Source organism: Pseudomonas sp. FP818, from assembly GCF_030687335.1.
In the GTDB taxonomy this organism is placed as follows: Bacteria; Pseudomonadota; Gammaproteobacteria; order Pseudomonadales; family Pseudomonadaceae; genus Aquipseudomonas; species Aquipseudomonas shahriarae.
Genome location: NZ_CP117427.1, coordinates 1,329,927 through 1,346,018 on the forward strand (window position 1 = coordinate 1,329,927; position 16,092 = coordinate 1,346,018).

Genomic DNA, 16,092 nt, shown 5'->3' on the forward strand with positions numbered 1-16,092 from the left:
TTCGGCTAAGGATTTTCTTAATGTGATTTTTGATTTCGACCGGGTGCGTTAAACGTTGCAGGTAAGTTGGAAGTGATGAGCAGAGTCATTTATTACTCTGCCGGCCAAGGTTTCTATAGCCGTTAGTTGAGCGGGGGCAGGTTGTAGACCTCCCAGCCATGTTGCTCGACTACAAACGCCTGAAGGTCAGTAGCCTTATCGAAGGCTGCAATCAGATATCTCATGGTGCGAATCTTCTTTGTTCTTTTGGATTTTCGTAGAGAGGATTTGGCGAACACGCCCCCGACAGCAGGGGGCTGTCCTGGTTGTTGGCCATCCTGCCCTCCTGGCCGTGACATCCGTTCTTGCAGACGGGTGTGCGACGTTAGGGGAGGCGCAGGAGAAAGAAGGTAGGAAGGTGCTGTGAGCGAGGGGGGAAGAGGCTGAAACAGTGCATGGGGGCAAGACAGGCCTGCCCCCACATGACGCGTTAAGCGTTGACTGTCACCTGCTTACGACTGGCCATCGCCGTCACGGCATAACCAATCAATGCCGCGAGGATCGAGCCGGTGAGAATGCCCATCCGGTCCATCCCGGCGTATTCGCTACTGCCCGGCAAGAACGCCAGTGAGCCGACAAACAGGCTCATGGTGAAGCCGATGCCACACAGGATGGCGACGCCCATGACCTGGCCCCAATTGGCGCCGGTCGGTAGGGCGGCCAGCCCGGTTTTCACGGCGAGCCAGGTCAGGCCAAACACACCGACCGTCTTGCCCACCAGCAAACCTGCCGCGATACCCATCGGCACGTGGTGGGTGAAGCTTTCCAGATTGACCCCGGCCAGCGACACGCCAGCGTTGGCAAAGGCGAACAGCGGCAGGATGCCGTATGCCACCCACGGGTGCAGGGCGTGTTCCAGGCCGAGCAGGGGCGAGGGCTCGGCGTTCTTGGTGTGCAGAGGAATGCAGAACGCCAGGGTGACGCCGGCCAGGGTGGCGTGAACACCGCTCTTGAGCACGCAGACCCACAGGATCAAGCCGATGATCAGGTACGGCCCGAGCTTGACCACGCCCAGGCGATTCATGGTGATCAACGCGACAAGGCAGGCGCCGGCGCCCGCCAGCGACGCAGTGGACAGTTCGCCGGAGTAGAAAATCGCAATGACGATGATGGCTCCCAGGTCATCAATGATCGCCAGGGTCATCAGGAACAGCTTCAGCGACACCGGTACACGCTTGCCCAGCAGTGCCAGCACGCCCAGGGCAAAGGCGATATCGGTGGCCATCGGGATGGCCCAGCCGCCGAGTGCCGCCGGGTTATCCTTGTTCAAGGCCCAGTAGATCAGCGCCGGCACCACCATGCCGCCGATGGCCGCAGCCCCTGGCAGCACAACCTGGGAAGGCTTGGACAAATGGCCGTCGAGCAGCTCGCGCTTGACCTCCAGGCCGATCAGCAGGAAGAACAGGGCCATCAGGCCGTCGTTGATCCACAGTAGCGATGGCTTCGCGATCTGCAGGGCGCCGATCTGTACGGCGACGGGCACTTCAAGAAAGCTGCTGTAGAACGACGACAGCGGCGAGTTGTTGATGATCAGGGCCAAGGCGGCTGCAGCGATCAGTAACAGACCGCTGGCCGCTTCGAGCTGGAAGAAACGGGTAAACGTGCTACGCAGAGGCAAGGGACGCTCTCCAATCAAGGTTCAATAGGGGCGTACCCTAACCCGTACTGTTAGTTGTTAAAACAAAAGTTATATTCTTTTTTGTTATATAAAAGTGCGGTGCTAGGGATTGGCTCAAAGCCTAGCAATTAGGGATCGAATTAAGTCATGACTGTATCTGTGTGCAGTTTGGGAAACACCCTAAGATCACGCCTGAAAACTTAATGGAACTTGAGCATGAGTGACCACCGTCCGTGGGCCCGAGAGGCCATTCGCATTATTGAAGCTGATTTCCAGCGCAGCGCCGACACCCACCTGATCCCACTGGCATTGCCGGGCTTGCCGGGGATCGAATTGTATTTCAAGGATGAGTCCAGCCACCCCACCGGTAGCCTTAAGCACCGCTTGGCCCGCTCCTTGTTCCTGTATGCCTTGTGCAACGGCTGGCTCAAGCCCGGCGCGCCGGTGATCGAGGCCTCCAGTGGCTCCACCGCGATTTCCGAAGCGTACTTCGCGCGCTTGCTGGGCCTGCCGTTTATTGCGGTGATGCCGGCCACCACGTCCCAGGAAAAAATTGCCCAGATCGCCTTCTATGGCGGCAAGAGCCACCTGGTGCAGGACCCCACGCAGATCTACGCCGAATCCGAGCGCCTGGCGCAGGAAAGCGGTGGGCACTTCATGGATCAGTTCACCTATGCCGAACGGGCTACCGACTGGCGGGCGAACAACAATATTGCCGAGTCGATCTTCCAGCAGTTGCGCTTCGAGCGGCATCCAGAGCCGAGCTGGCTGATTTCCAGCCCGGGTACCGGCGGTACCACGGCGACTCTGGGGCGCTATGTGCGTTATCGCCAGCATTGCACCCGAGTGTTGTGTGCCGACGCCGAGCGTTCGGTGTTCTTCGAGTATATTACCAGAGCGGTGATGCCAGCTTGCGCCTGGACTGCGGCTCACGGATCGAAGGCATTGGTCGGCCACGGGTGGAAGCGTCGTTCCTGCCCAAGGTGATTGATGCAATGGTCAAGGTGCCGGATGCCTTGTCGCTGGCCGCCATGCATTACCTGGCGCAGCGCTTGGGACGGCGGGTCGGGGGATCCAGCGGCACCAACCTGATCGGCGCGTTGATTGCTGCGCAGCAGATGCAGGCGGCAGTCGGGGTCTATCGTGGCGATTCTGTGTGACGGTGGCGAGCGTTATGCCACGACCTACTACGACGATGCGTGGCTGGTTGGGCAGGGGTATGCGCTGGAAGAGTTGATCGACGCGGTTGCCGCCAGTGTCGAGCGTGGCGAGCCGTTGCCGGACAGCGTATTGCGCGCCAATATCTAAACTGCCTGGCGCATGACGATCACTGTGGGAGGCGGGCTTGCCCGCTCCCACAATGGAGCGCGTTTACTCAGGCTTCGATCCCGAGGATGTTGCGCGCCACGGCTTCGGCAATCCGAATCCCGTCAACGCCTGCCGACAGGATCCCGCCGGCATAACCTGCGCCTTCACCCGCCGGGAACAGGCCTTTCACATTCAAGCTCTGCATCGACGCGTCGCGGGTGATCCGCAGTGGCGACGAAGTGCGGGTTTCGATCCCGGTCAGGACTGCGTCATGCAGCGAGTAGCCCTTGATCTGCTTCTCAAAGGCCGGCAACGCTTCGCGGATGGCCTCGATGGCGAAGTCTGGCAAGGCCAGGGCCAAGTCGCCGAGAGCAACGCCCGGCTTGTAGGAAGGCTCCACGCTACCAATAGCGGTGGACGGCTTGCCGGCGATGAAATCACCCACCAGTTGCGCCGGCGCTTCGTAGTTGCTGCCGCCGAGGATGAACGCATGGGATTCCAGGCGCTCCTGCAACTCGATCCCGGCCAGCGGGCCGCCCGGATAGTCCACTTCCGGGGTGATACCGACCACGATCCCGGAGTTGGCATTGCGCTCGTTACGCGAGTACTGGCTCATGCCGTTGGTCACGACCCGATTTGGCTCGGAAGTGGCCGCCACCACCGTACCGCCCGGGCACATGCAGAAGCTGTACACCGAACGGCCGTTCTTGGCGTGGTGCACCAGCTTGTAGTCGGCCGCCCCCAGTTTTGGGTGCCCGGCATACTTGCCCAGGCGCGCGGCGTCGATCAGCGACTGCGGGTGTTCGATACGGAAACCCACCGAAAACGGCTTGGCTTCCATGTATACGCCACGGCCGTGGAGCATGCGGAAGGTGTCGCGGGCACTGTGGCCGAGGGCGAGGATCACGTGCCTGGAGAGGATCTGCTCGCCACCATCGACGACCACGCCATTTAACTGGCCGTCCTCGATCAGCACGTCGGTGACCCGCTGTTCGAAACGCACCTCACCGCCCAGGGCGATGATCTGCTGGCGCATGTTTTCTACCACGCCGGTCAGGCGGAAGGTGCCGATATGCGGTTTGCTGACGTAGAGGATTTCGTCTGGCGCGCCGGCCTTGACGAACTCGTGCAGCACTTTGCGCCCGTGGAACTTCGGATCCTTGATCTGACTGTAGAGCTTGCCGTCGGAAAAGGTCCCGGCGCCGCCCTCGCCGAACTGCACGTTGGACTCGGGGTTGAGTACGCTTTTGCGCCACAGGCCCCAGGTGTCCTTGGTGCGCTGGCGCACTTCGCGGCCACGCTCGAGGATGATCGGCTTGAAGCCCATCTGCGCCAGCAACAGCCCGGCAAAGATCCCGCAAGGACCGAAACCGACCACAATCGGTCGCTCGCTCAGGTCGGCCGGCGCCTGGCCGACTACCTTGTAGCTGACATCCGGTGCGGCGTTGATATTGCGGTCGTCGGCGAACTTGAGCAGCAGGGCGGCTTCGCCCTTGACCTCAAGGTCGACGGTGTAGATGAAGCACAGCTCCGATGATTTTTTGCGTGCATCGTAGCTGCGTTTGAACAGGGTGAAATCGAGCAGATCATCACTGGCGATGCCCAGGCGCTGCACAATCGCAGGCCGCAGGTCTTCTTCGGGATGGTCGATGGGCAGCTTGAGTTCGGTGATTCGTAGCATGACAGGATCCGGTATGCGGCGTTTGGTAGGGCCGGCGGTTTTGCAAACCGGCGATTATAAGCTCCAACGGCGGTTTCCCGTCATGCTAAAACAGCGCAGGGCCGAATCAGTCGTCTCGCGAGCCGCCAAACGCCGCGCAGCCACGCTGTACCTGGCCGTTGATCCGAAGTTCGGCGCTCATGTGCTGCAGGCTGCCGCTGACGCTGTCGATGCAGCGCTGGGGCGCGACCCACAGTTCGATCTTCTGGCCGTTGGCTTCGGTGGTGAGGTTGAAACGGCCATCGCCCAGTTGCTCTTCCACATAAGGTACCGGCAGCGGTGGCTGGCCCTCGCGCTGCAGGACCATGCCCTTGTTGGTGACATTCAGCGCCCACGCGGGTTTGTGGCCGTTGGCGCGCAGGATCATGCGCTTGAAGTCCGGGTCGTCACAGGCCGAGGTCGAGCGTTCGACGCGGTACAGCTGCTGCAGCTCCACCTGGCCCTGGGTGCCGCTGGCGACCCCGGAGAACTTGCCGCGCAAGTCGGCAAACAAGGCCCCTTGCTGGCCGGCCAGGGACGCCGCTTCCTGGAGGATGCTGGTGCCGCCGGTATCGTTGACCACGTAGTTGCGCTGGTCATGGCAGGGCTGGAACAGCAGTTTATCGCCGATGGCGGTCAACTCGCCCTGCATGCGGGTCAGGCCCGCCGTGGACGGCTTGGCCGGGTCGCGCTCAAACACCTGGCAGGCGGTGAACAGGGGCAGTAGGGCAAACAGAGCAAGGATACGGGCGGCACGCATTATCGGGTCTCCTGACAAGTGCCGCCACGTTACGCAGGCTGGCGCTGCATCACAAGTCGGTGATGGGCGATTAGGTTGCAGCATTTTAACGGAGCCTGAAATTAAGCCTTTTCCCGTGGAGGTCACGGAAGCCTTATGCCAAGTTTAAGTTTTTCGAAAGGCGCATTCATATGAACATTCGATGGGCCCTTTTCGCCCTGGCCTGCGTGGCACCCCTGGCCTGGGCCGAGGTGCCGGCCAAGCTGTTCTATACCTCACAGACCGACTTCACCGATATCACCTTGACCCTGAAAAAAGCCCAAGCCCTCCACCCCGAGTTTATCGAGGTTGACGTGACGCTCACACCGCAGGCCCAGGAGCGCACGAAAGCGCTGTCCCAGGCGGCCATGCATAAACAGATGACCCTGTACCTCAATGGCCGGCAGCTCAATACGGCGACGGTCCAGGGTGTGCTCGACGGTCCGGGCCTGAGGTTCTCCATCCCTCGCGATCAGTTGTTGGAGATGATGCCGTCGCTGATCAAGTGATCAGCCGACGATGTAAGTCTGCCCGGTCTGTAAGCCTTCCACACTCTTGGCGTAGGCCAAAGCTACATCTGCCGCAGGCACCGGCTTAAAGCCCCGGAAATAAGGCGCATAGCTACCCATGGCCTCCAGCAGTACGTTGGGGCTGACCGAGTTGATCCGCAGGCCCCGTGGCAGTTCAATTGCCGCCGCTTTGACGAAAGCATCAATGGCGCCATTGACCAGCGCCGCCGAGGCGCCGGTGCGGATCGGGTCGCGGTTGAGGATGCCGCTGGTGAAGGTGAAGGACGCACCGTCGTTGGCAAATTCGCGGCCGATCAGCAGCAGGTTGACCTGGCCCATCAGTTTGTCTTGCAGGCCGAGGTCGAAGTGGCTGGCGTCCATTTCGCCCAGGGGCACAAAGTTGACGCTGCCGGCGGCGCACACCAGGGCGTCGAACTTGCCGGTTTGTGCAAACAGTCGGCGGATCGAAGCGCTGTCGCTGATATCGACGTGAAAGTCGCCGCTCGTGCGACCAATGCTGATCACTTCATGGCGCTGGGACAGTTCTGCCTTGACCGCCGAGCCCACCGTGCCGCTGGCACCAATCAACAGGATTTTCATGTGTCGTTCCTCTAGAGGTTCAGGTGAGCCTTGAGTCTAGAGTGGTTTTTTCTGCGGATAAGCGCACTAATAGGCAACCTTTGGTTTTCAATTGGAAACAATCCATGAGCGAGATGGATGATCTGGCGGCGTTTGCGGTGTTGATCGAAGCCGGCAGTTTTACCCTGGCCGCCCAGCAACTGGGGTGCAGCAAGGGCCAGTTGTCCAAGCGCATCAGCCAGTTGGAGGCGCAGTTTTCGGTGGTGTTGCTGCATCGCACCACCCGTCGATTAAGCCTCACTGCCGCCGGCGCGGCGCTGTTACCCCAGGCCCAGGCATTGGTAATCCAGGTCGACCGCGCGCGTCAGGCATTGGCGCGGCTCAAGGACGATGTGGCAGGGCCGGTGCGTATGACCGTTCCGGTTTCCCTGGGTGAAACCTTCTTCGATGGTCTGTTGCTGGAGTTTTCCCGGCAGTACCCGCAAGTACAGATCGAGCTGGATCTGAACAACAATTATCGTGACCTGGCGCGGGACGGTTTTGATCTGGCAGTACGCTCGGCGGTGGCCAACGATGAAAGGCTGGTCGCCAGGCCGCTGTTGGCCTGGCATGAAATGACCTGCGCCAGCCCGGCCTATCTGGAGCAACACGGGGAACCGCTGACACCGGCGGAGCTGGTCGGCCACCGTTGCTTGCTCAACAGCCACTACAGTGGTCGCGAAGAGTGGCTGTATCACCAGCAACACGAATTGCTGCGGGTCCGGGTGGATGGCACGTTTGCCTCCAACCACTACAACCTGCTGAAAAAGGCTGCGTTGGTGGGTGCCGGCATCGCACGGCTGCCCTCCTATCTGTTGCAGATGGAATTGGCTGACGGCCGGCTGCGTTGGCTCCTGCGTGATTATCAGACTCGTAGCCAGCCGATGTACCTGGTCCACCCCTATCAGGGCGGGTTGCCACGCCGTACCCAAGTACTGGCCGATTACCTGGTGGGCTGGTTCAAACGCAATGGCGAGGCATTGGACCGGCTTTAGCGCCAGCGCCGGGCAATCCAGTGATCCATGGACACCCGTCCTGGCCCCTTGGCCATCAACAGCAGCAGCAAGGCGATCCAGGTGCCGTGGGTCGGGTAGGCGTCGGGGTAGACAAACAACTGGATCACCAGGGTCATACCCAACAAGGCCAGGGCCGAAAAGCGCGTGGCCAGACCCAGCAGAATCAGGACCGGGAAAAAATGCTCGGCGAACGTAGCCAGGTACGCCGCCACTTCTGCGGGTACAAACGGTACGTGGTATTCACTTTTAAACAACGGCACGGTGGAGTTGGCCAACTGCGGCACACCCAGTTCGAAGGTGCCGTCTATCAGGTCGACGGCGAAGCCCTGGACCTTGGTCTGGCCGGACTTCCAGAACACCGCCGCCATGGAAAAGCGTGCAATAAGGGCGATCAGGCTGTAGGGGATGTTCCCGAAGGTTTGGGTGGCGCGTGCAATCAGGCGCGTAGCGGCAGTGTTCATGGTTGTACCTTGATATGGGTGATGGCGCGGTGGTTGATCAGCAGTCCCAGGCAGTGGTGCAGGTCAAATTCGCTCGCTGCGTCGAGGGCGTACGCCACCGCCATTTCCAGGGGCCAATCGTTGGCCAGGCTGTTGATAAACGTCACGCAGCCGCTGTCGATGCCGAATACCTCGACCTCCAGGCCGTTGCGCAGGATCAACGCGCTTTGCTCCTGCCAGGGGTTGAGGCTGGCGACGGTGTCGGTGGTTTGATGCGCGGCCCATAACGCCACCACGGCATAGTTCGACTGCAGGGTGCTGACGCTGGGGTGCAGGTGCAGGCGTACGTTGCCCAGGCTGGGCAACTGTTGCAGTTGGTCGATGACGGCCTGGGGCTCGGCGACGGGTGTGTCGGCGGCGTGATAGGCGTTGATCCGCAAGTGCTCCAGTCGCGCGACGTCCGCCAGGTAAGGCACGCTGGCGGCGGGGGCGAAGCCCTGGATAAAGGCGGCAAGGTCGCTGCCGTACTCGTTGAGCAGTGGGCTGGTGGGTGGATAGGCCTGGACATACAACCCGGCCATGGCGCGGAAAAAACCATCGCCCACCAGTTGCCGGGTTACTGGGTAACCGTCGGCCAGGGCGCTGATTAACGAACTGTGGACGTTGTTGCGATACACCGCAAAACGGCTGGCGGGATCGGCGCCGTTGTGGCTGAACAAACCCTCCGGGCATGGCTGGCCCGGCGCCAACAGGGCCTTTGCAAACTGTTCGAGCACATTCATGGGCGCACCGCCGCAGCCAGCAAGTGGCGCTCGGCTTGCCGGGCTTCGGCGTGCAATACGCTGAAGGCCGGTACATCGTTGTCGCGCTCGATCAGCGTCGCAACCGGCCCGGTGCGTTGCAAGGCCTGCTGATACAACTGCCAGACGGCGTTGTCGATGGGCGCGCCGTGATCATCAATCAGCAGGCGATCACCAAGGCTGTCGCTGTCTTCGGCAAAGCCTGCCAGATGAATCTCGCCCACCGCGTGCAAAGGCAACGCATCGAGGTAGGCCAACGGATCCTGCTGATGATTGATGCAGGACACATACACATTGTTCACGTCCAGCAACAAACCGCAGCCGGTGCGCCGGATGACCTCGCGGATAAAGTCGGTTTCATCCAGGGTGGAGCGTTGGAACTGCAGGTAGGTCGACGGGTTCTCCAGCAGCATGGGCCGCTTGAGGGTGGTTTGTACCTGGTCCACGTGTTCGCACACTCGCTTGAGAGTTGCGTCGTCATAGGCCAGGGGCAGCAGATCGTTGAGAAACACCGGGCCGTGGCTGGACCAGGCCAGGTGTTCGGAAAAGGACTGGGGTTGATAGCGCTCGATCAGTACCGCCAGGCGCGCCAGGTGGGCCTGGCTCAGCGGGCCTTCGCCGCCGATGGACAGGCCGACGCCATGCAGTGACAGCGGATACTGCTCGCGGATCAGGCCCAGGTAGTGATGAAAAGGCCCGCCGGCCACCATGTAGTTTTCGGCATGGACTTCAAAAAAACCAATATCGGGCAGGGTGGCGAGCACTGTATGCCAGTGTTCGCTCTTGAGCCCCAGCCCGGCCCGGCACGCAAGGCCGGGTGCCTGAGCCTGGGCGACATCAGGCAGGGATGAAAGTGTCATCGTCAGTACTCAGGCAGGGGTAATTCAGGACTTGGCCTTGAAGGCTTCCAGTTGGCCAAAACCTGTCGGCGAGGTTTGGCTTTCCATCTTCACGCAGGTGCCTTCAGGGACCAGGTTCCAGGCGTTGGCCTGGTAGTCGGTTTTCGAGGTGCCCGCACAGGTAGTGCCGGGGCCTGCGGCGCAGTCATTCTTGCCTTTGAGGGCGACGCCGAAGCATTTTTCCATCTTCGCGTCGTCGGCATGGGCGACAGTGGTCAGGGTGCTCAGGCTCAAGGCCGACCCCAGGGCGAGGACGAGGGTGGCGGCGGACAGCGAACGGGTGGTCATGATGTTTCTCCAGCAGTGAGGAGGGTAAGCAAGCGTTTGTGCTTGCATACCCCACTAGAGAAAGGGGGGAGGGGATCGTTACAGGCGGCTCGAATAAAAGTTAAAACAATGCAAATTCTACGGTTCACACAAAGCAAATGTGGGAGCGGGTTTGCTCGCGATAGAGGTGTGTCAGCCAAACCATCCGGCACCGACACACCGCCTTCGCGGGCAAGCCCGCTCCCACATTCATACCCTAGCCGCCGAGGTAAGCCTCGCGCACTTTCGGGTCGGTCAGCAGTTGTTCGCCGCTGCCCTGCATCACTACCCGGCCGTTTTCCAACACATAGGCGCGGTCGGCAATTTTCAGTGCCTGGTTGGCGTTCTGTTCCACCAGGAACACCGTCACACCGTCCTTGCGCAGTTGCTCGATGATGTCGAAGATCTGCTGGATGATGATCGGGGCCAGGCCCAGGGACGGCTCATCCAACAGCAGCAGCTTGGGCTTGCTCATCAGCGCACGGCCGATGGCAAGCATTTGCTGTTCGCCACCGGACATGGTGCCGCCGCGCTGGCTGAAGCGCTCCTTGAGCCGAGGGAACAGGTGCAGCACCTTGTCCATCTGCTCCTGGTAGTCGCCCTTGTCGGTAAAGAACCCGCCCATGGCCAGGTTCTCTTCCACGGTCAGGCGGGCAAACACCCGACGGCCTTCCGGGACCACGGCAATGCTCTTGCGCATGATCGCCGCAGAGTGCTGGCCCACCAGTTCCTCACCCATATAGCGGATGCTGCCGCTGTGAGCCTGGGGCGAGCCGCACAAGGTCATCAGCAAGGTGGATTTGCCGGCACCGTTGGCACCGATCAGGGTGACGATCTCGCCCTGGCGCACTTCCACGTTGACGTCGTGCAGGGCCTGGATCTTGCCGTAGAAAGTGGAAACGTTTTCGAATTGCAGCATTTACGCTTCCCCCAAATAGGCTTTGATCACTTCCGGGTTGTCGCGGATCTGCTCCGGCGTCCCGTTGGCCAATGGCGCGCCCTGGTTGATCACGACGATATGGTCGGAAATGCTCATGACCAGTTTCATGTCGTGTTCGATCAGCAGCACGGTGGCGTTGTTTTCTTCACGCAGCACACCGATCAACGCCTTGAGGTCTTCGGTTTCCTTGGGGTTGAGGCCGGCAGCCGGTTCGTCGAGCATCAGGATCCGCGGGCGGGTCATCATGCAGCGGGCGATTTCCAGGCGCCGTTGCTGACCGTAGGCCAGGGTGCCGGCCGGGCGGTTGGCAAACTCGGTCAGGTTGACCTTGTCCAGCCAGTACGCGGCGTACTCCATGGCCTCGCGCTCGCTCTTGCGGAACGCCGGGGTCTTGAACAGGCCCGCGAAGAAATTGGTGTTCAGGTGCCGGTGCTGGGCGATCAGCAGGTTTTCCACGGCGGTCATGTCCTTGAACAACCGCACGTTCTGGAAGGTCCGCACCACGCCCTTGCGGGCGATCTCGTGACCGGCCAGGCCCTGGATCGGCTGGCCGTCCAGCAGGATGCTGCCACCGGCCGGTTTGTAGAAACCGGTCAGGCAGTTGAACACCGTGGTCTTGCCGGCGCCGTTGGGGCCGATCAACGCGACCACTTGTTTCTCTTTGACGGTCAGGGCGACGCCATTGACCGCCAGCAAGCCGCCGAAGCGCATGCTCAGGTTTTCGACTTTCAGGATCTCGCGGCTCATTTGCGCAGCTCCATATGTGGACGTTGCATGGGCAGCAGGCCTTGAGGGCGCCAGATCATCATCAGCACCATCATGGCGCCGAACATCAACATGCGGTACTCGCTGAATTCACGCATCAGTTCCGGCAGCAGGATCATCACGATGGCCGCAAGGATCACGCCCAACTGCGAGCCCATGCCACCCAATACCACGATGGCGAGGATGATTGCCGACTCGATGAAGGTGAACGATTCCGGTGTCACCAGGCCTTGGCGAGCGGCAAAGAAGCTGCCGGCAAAACCGGCGAACGCGGCACCCAGGGTGAAGGCCGAGAGCTTGATGACGGTCGGGTTCAGGCCCAGCGCGCGGCAGGCGATTTCGTCTTCACGCAGCGCTTCCCAGGCACGCCCGATCGGCATGCGCAGCAGGCGGTTGATCACGAACAGCGCGGCCAGGGCCAGCAACAGGGCGACCAGGTACAGGAACACCACCTTGCTCACCGGGTTGTAGGCAATCCCGAAGTACTCGTGGAAGGTCTGCATGCCTTCGGCAGCGGAGCGATCAAACGACAAGCCGAAGAACGTTGGCTTGGGAATGCTGCTGATGCCGTTGGGGCCGCCGGTGATATCGGTGAGGTTACGCAGGAACAGACGGATGATTTCACCGAAGCCCAGGGTCACGATGGCCAGGTAGTCACCGCGCAGGCGCAACACCGGGAAGCCCAGCAGGAAGCCGAAGGTGGCCGCCGCCATGCCGGCCAGAGGCAGGCAGATCCAGAAGCTCCAGCCCAGGTAGTGCGAGAGCAGCGCGTAGGTGTAGGCACCTACTGCGTAGAAGCCCACATAACCCAGGTCGAGCAGGCCCGCGAGGCCCACCACGATGTTCAGGCCCAGGCCCAGCAGCACGTAGATCAGGATCAGGGTGGCGATATCCACCGCACCACGGGAGCCGAAGAATGGCCAGATCAACGCGGCCACGATCAGGCCGATGATGATGTAGCGCTGGGTGCGCGGCAGGGTCAGGAACTGGCTGACCTTGGGCGAGACCAGCGGGCCACGGTTGGACTTGAGCAGCGCACCGACCTGCTGGGTGAACAGCACCCGCAGGAACATCAGCACCGAGCACAGGGCAATGATGGTCAGGGTGACTGGCCCGGTGCCGTGTACTTCAAGGTTGATCCCGACAATGCTCAGCTTGAGCCCGAGTACCGGAAAGGCCACGGCCCATACCAGCAAGGCGCTGAAAAACGCCGATTTAAGATATCTGCTCATACTTTCTCAACCTCCGGACGGCCCAGGATGCCGGTCGGCCGGAATAACAGCACCAGAACCAATAGACCGAATGCCACCACGTCCTTGTACTGGTCGCCGAAGATATCGGCACCAAAGGCTTCGGCCACACCCAGCACCAGCCCGCCGAGCATCGCGCCCGGAATACTGCCGATGCCGCCGAGGACCGCCGCAGTGAAGGCTTTGAGCCCCACCAGGAAGCCGGCGTTGGGGTTGATCACGCCATACTGCATGCTCAGCAACACGGCAGCGACGGCGGCCAGTGCGGCGCCGATGACGAAGGTCAGGGCAATGATGTTGTTGGTGTTGATACCCAGCAGGTTGGCCATCTTGATGTCTTCGGCGCAGGCCCGGCAGGCGCGCCCCAGACGGGAGCGGGAGATGAACAGGGTCAGGCCCAGCATGGCCACCAGGGTGACGACGAAGACCAGGATCTGCATGTAGGAAATCAGCACTTCTTCTGCACCACCTGGACCGAAGGAAAAGCTCCCCGGGATCAGGTTGGGAATGGACTTGTCCTTGGAGTCCTGGGACAGCAATACGGTGTTCTGCAGGAAAATCGACATGCCGATGGCGGAAATCAACGGGATCAGGCGGTTGCTGCCACGCAAGGGGCGGTATGCAACACGTTCGATACTGTAGCCGTAGGCACTGGTTACGACGATTGACGCAAGGAACGCGGCAGTCATTAACAGCGGCAGGGAGTGGATACCCATCATGGCCAGCCCGGCAATGGCAATGAACGCCACGTAGGAGCCAATCATGTACACCTCGCCGTGGGCGAAGTTGATCATTCCAATGATGCCGTAAACCATTGTGTAGCCAATGGCTATCAAGGCATAGGTGCTGCCAATGGTCAGGCCATTAACCAGCTGTTGGAAAAAATGATAGATCTCAGGCATTACAGCGCTCCTAAAAACCCGATACGCATTTCACTGGTGGAGTCATCTTCCTGCTCGGTGCTGTGTTCTGTGAGCACATTTGCACAAAGCATTTGCCAGCGAACCGCTGGTGACGGTTTTAAGATTTTCAGGTGAGCCAGCGCCCGGATCGCGGGTGCGTGGCCCATAAACCTCGTAAAACAAAACCCACTGCTTGCACAGTGGGCTTGTTGTCCAGTAACGCCTGGCTTACTGAGGGGAAACTTCGGTTTTTGGTTGACCGAAGTGCCATTCGTAGACCACGAACTTGAAGTCTTTCAGGTCGCCGTTCTTATCGAAGCTCAGGTCGCCGGTCGGGGTCTTGAAGGTACCCGCGTGGATGGCCTCGGCCACTTTGGTGGTGTCTTCGCTTTTGGCAGCTGCGATGCCGCCCGCGATGATTTCAACCGCCGAGTAGGCTGGGAACACGAACGGACCGCTTGGGTCTTTGCCGTCAGCCTTGAGTGCGTCGACGATGGCCTTGTTCGCAGGGTCGGCGTCGAAGGATTTCGGCAGGGTGACCAGCAGGCCTTCGGAGGCTTTCTGGGCGATTTGCGAGATGGAGTCGTTGCCCACGCCTTCCGGGCCCATGAACTTGGCTTTCAGGCCTTTTTCCTGGGATTGACGCAGGATCAGACCCAGTTCTGGGTGGTAGCCGCCGTAGTAGACGAAGTCGACGTTGGCTTGCTTGAGCTTCTGGATAATCGAGGAGAAGTCCTTGTCGCCGGCGTTCAGGCCTTCGAACACGGCAACCTTGGTGCCTTTGCTCTCGAGGGTCTGCTTAACGGCGGTGGCGATGCCTTCACCGTATTGTTGCTTGTCGTGCAGGACTGCAACGACCTTCGGCTTGACGTGGTCGGCGATGTAGTTGCCGGCCGCTGGGCCCTGGGCGCTGTCCAGGCCGATGGTACGGAAGATCAGCTTGTAGCCACGGGAGGTGATTTCCGGGCTGGTAGCCGCCGGAGTGATCATGATCACGCCTTCGTCTTCGTAGATGTCGGTTGCAGGTTGAGTGGAGCTGGAGCAGAGGTGGCCGACCACGAACTTGACGCCGTCGTTGACCACTTTGTTGGCGACGGCAACGGCTTGTTTAGGGTCGCAAGCGTCGTCGTATTCCTTGGCCTCAAGCATTTTGCCATCGACACCGCCCTTGGCGTTGATGTCCTTGATGGCTTGCTTGGCGCCCATGAACTGCATATCGCCGTATTGGGTCACAGGGCCGGTTTTAGGGCCGGCAATACCGATCTTGATGGTGTCAGCTGCGAACGAATGGCCGGCAACCCCAGCCAGGACCATAGCGGCAAACAGTTTGGAAATCTGCTTAGTAGCCTTATTCATAGTGCTCCACTCTTACTGTTGTATTTTTTATAGTTCTAGCGGCCTTGTGGGCTACAGAACCGGATCAGATATCTCGGATATCCCCCGGCAGCGGCCTGGCAACTGTACCGGTACAGTGTAGAGCGCCGGTTGATCGCTTGAAAAGCTGGCTGCTGGGGGCAAACGCCGGGTATGTCGCTTAAATGAAAGAAAAAGACAGAATAGCGGCGGGTGCTTGCCAGAGTCTCGGGCAATCCTTGGCGTTCCTGACACTTTCAATCGGTGCCTCAATTGCAACTGGGTTTTTCTGGGGAAGCCTCGACGGTATGATTGCGCCGATTTTTTCCTCAGGTGAGTTCCCATGACGCAAGAACCTAGCACCCTCTATGCCAAGCTGCTCGGCGAAACCGCGGAAATTTCCTGGAAGGAGCTCGAACCGTTCTTTGCCAAGGGTGCCCTATTGTGGGTCGACGCTGGCCTGGATTTGATCGAAGCGGCCGAGGGAATGGCCGAGGACAACCGTGACAAAGTGGCCGCCTGGCTGGCCTCCGGGAGCCTTGGCGAAGTGTCTGCGACGCGGGCATTGGACCTGGTGGAGCGTGATCCGAGCTTGTGGGCGGTGGTGGTTTCACCGTGGATTCTGATCCAGGAAAGGGCATCGAACTAAACGCGCGCACCGAAATAGTGCGAGTTGCGCGCCATTAAAAGTGTGTAGCGGAGTAACCGCTTTGCCCATGATGGCAACTGGCCGTGAAGAAAGGTCACAGGCGAGGGTGACGTAAACGTCAGGGGAACAGTTTTGCGGGGCGCGGATGGCCTGGGGAATTGTTTCTTGGTGTGGCAAGGTTAGGGGTATTTGTTGCCGGTTAG

16 protein-coding genes and 1 pseudogene are annotated in these 16,092 nt (G+C 60.3%); 4 read left to right on the forward strand and 13 right to left on the reverse strand.

Features of this window, described 5'->3' with window-relative positions:
• Window positions 1-469: 469 nt before the first annotated feature.
• Window positions 470-1,657 (reverse strand): Na+/H+ antiporter NhaA, encoded by a 1,188-nt coding sequence (nhaA, locus tag PSH80_RS05925; protein WP_305419529.1) that lies wholly within the window; start codon window positions 1,655-1,657, stop codon window positions 470-472.
• A 216-nt stretch (window positions 1,658-1,873) separates the two neighbouring features.
• On the opposite strand from nhaA, the pseudogene PSH80_RS05930 reads away from it, so the two are divergent.
• A pseudogene (locus tag PSH80_RS05930) lies at window positions 1,874-2,965 on the forward strand (PLP-dependent cysteine synthase family protein).
• A gap of 67 nt (window positions 2,966-3,032) precedes the next feature.
• Here the strand turns inward: PSH80_RS05930 and PSH80_RS05935 are convergent.
• Together PSH80_RS05935 and PSH80_RS05940 are read right to left on the reverse strand one after the other, a co-directional pair.
• Window positions 3,033-4,646: an NAD(P)/FAD-dependent oxidoreductase gene (locus PSH80_RS05935; RefSeq protein WP_057958721.1), complete on the reverse strand. Its 1,614-nt coding sequence runs from the start codon at window positions 4,644-4,646 to the stop codon at window positions 3,033-3,035.
• Window positions 4,647-4,752: 106 nt separating this feature from the next.
• Entirely contained in the window at window positions 4,753-5,424 is a 672-nt protein-coding gene (locus PSH80_RS05940; RefSeq protein ID WP_115127548.1) for a COG3650 family protein, read from the reverse strand.
• A 170-nt stretch (window positions 5,425-5,594) separates the two neighbouring features.
• Between PSH80_RS05940 and PSH80_RS05945 the strand changes: the two genes are divergently transcribed.
• Window positions 5,595-5,951 carry a hypothetical protein gene (locus PSH80_RS05945; protein ID WP_198831043.1) on the forward strand — a complete coding sequence of 119 codons (357 nt, stop codon included), beginning with the start codon at window positions 5,595-5,597 and terminating at the stop codon, window positions 5,949-5,951.
• On the opposite strand, the gene PSH80_RS05950 is transcribed toward PSH80_RS05945, so the two are convergent.
• A complete protein-coding gene (locus PSH80_RS05950) occupies window positions 5,952-6,551 on the reverse strand; it encodes a short chain dehydrogenase (protein WP_128593658.1) in 600 nt (199 codons plus the stop codon).
• A 104-nt stretch (window positions 6,552-6,655) separates the two neighbouring features.
• Here PSH80_RS05950 and PSH80_RS05955 point away from each other — a divergent pair, with 104 nt between their 5' ends.
• The gene (locus tag PSH80_RS05955) at window positions 6,656-7,564 is read left to right on the forward strand and encodes a LysR family transcriptional regulator (protein ID WP_057439842.1); all 909 of its coding nucleotides are present in this window, start codon (window positions 6,656-6,658) and stop codon (window positions 7,562-7,564) included.
• Here the strand turns inward: PSH80_RS05955 and PSH80_RS05960 are convergent.
• The 9 genes from PSH80_RS05960 to PSH80_RS06000 form a co-directional block, all read right to left on the reverse strand.
• Window positions 7,561-8,046, reverse strand: a complete 486-nt coding sequence (locus PSH80_RS05960; RefSeq protein WP_273865264.1) for a DoxX family protein — start codon at window positions 8,044-8,046, stop codon at window positions 7,561-7,563. The genes PSH80_RS05955 and PSH80_RS05960 overlap by 4 nt on opposite strands.
• Window positions 8,043-8,807 (reverse strand): DUF2063 domain-containing protein, encoded by a 765-nt coding sequence (locus PSH80_RS05965; protein ID WP_057958726.1) that lies wholly within the window; start codon window positions 8,805-8,807, stop codon window positions 8,043-8,045. Before PSH80_RS05965 ends, PSH80_RS05960 begins: the two co-directional genes overlap by 4 nt.
• A complete protein-coding gene (locus PSH80_RS05970) occupies window positions 8,804-9,685 on the reverse strand; it encodes a DUF692 domain-containing protein (RefSeq protein WP_057958727.1) in 882 nt (293 codons plus the stop codon). The genes PSH80_RS05965 and PSH80_RS05970 overlap by 4 nt, the downstream gene beginning before the upstream one ends.
• 24 nt (window positions 9,686-9,709) lie before the next feature.
• On the reverse strand, window positions 9,710-10,012 hold the full coding sequence (locus PSH80_RS05975) for a DUF2282 domain-containing protein (RefSeq protein ID WP_057439836.1): 303 nt from the start codon (window positions 10,010-10,012) through the stop codon (window positions 9,710-9,712).
• A 235-nt stretch (window positions 10,013-10,247) separates the two neighbouring features.
• Window positions 10,248-10,949 carry an ABC transporter ATP-binding protein gene (locus PSH80_RS05980; RefSeq protein ID WP_029297115.1) on the reverse strand — a complete coding sequence of 234 codons (702 nt, stop codon included), beginning with the start codon at window positions 10,947-10,949 and terminating at the stop codon, window positions 10,248-10,250.
• Entirely contained in the window at window positions 10,950-11,717 is a 768-nt protein-coding gene (livG, locus tag PSH80_RS05985; protein ID WP_057958728.1) for a high-affinity branched-chain amino acid ABC transporter ATP-binding protein LivG, read from the reverse strand.
• Entirely contained in the window at window positions 11,714-12,967 is a 1,254-nt protein-coding gene (locus PSH80_RS05990; protein WP_032858082.1) for a high-affinity branched-chain amino acid ABC transporter permease LivM, read from the reverse strand. Before PSH80_RS05990 ends, livG begins: the two co-directional genes overlap by 4 nt.
• A complete protein-coding gene (gene livH, locus PSH80_RS05995; RefSeq protein WP_057958729.1) occupies window positions 12,964-13,887 on the reverse strand; it encodes a high-affinity branched-chain amino acid ABC transporter permease LivH in 924 nt (307 codons plus the stop codon). The genes PSH80_RS05990 and livH overlap by 4 nt, the downstream gene beginning before the upstream one ends.
• A gap of 228 nt (window positions 13,888-14,115) precedes the next feature.
• A complete protein-coding gene (locus PSH80_RS06000; protein WP_057958730.1) occupies window positions 14,116-15,243 on the reverse strand; it encodes a branched-chain amino acid ABC transporter substrate-binding protein in 1,128 nt (375 codons plus the stop codon).
• Window positions 15,244-15,583: 340 nt separating this feature from the next.
• Between PSH80_RS06000 and PSH80_RS06005 the strand changes: the two genes are divergently transcribed.
• Entirely contained in the window at window positions 15,584-15,889 is a 306-nt protein-coding gene (locus PSH80_RS06005) for a DUF2288 domain-containing protein (protein ID WP_057958731.1), read from the forward strand.
• The last annotated feature ends 203 nt before the right edge of the window (window positions 15,890-16,092 follow it).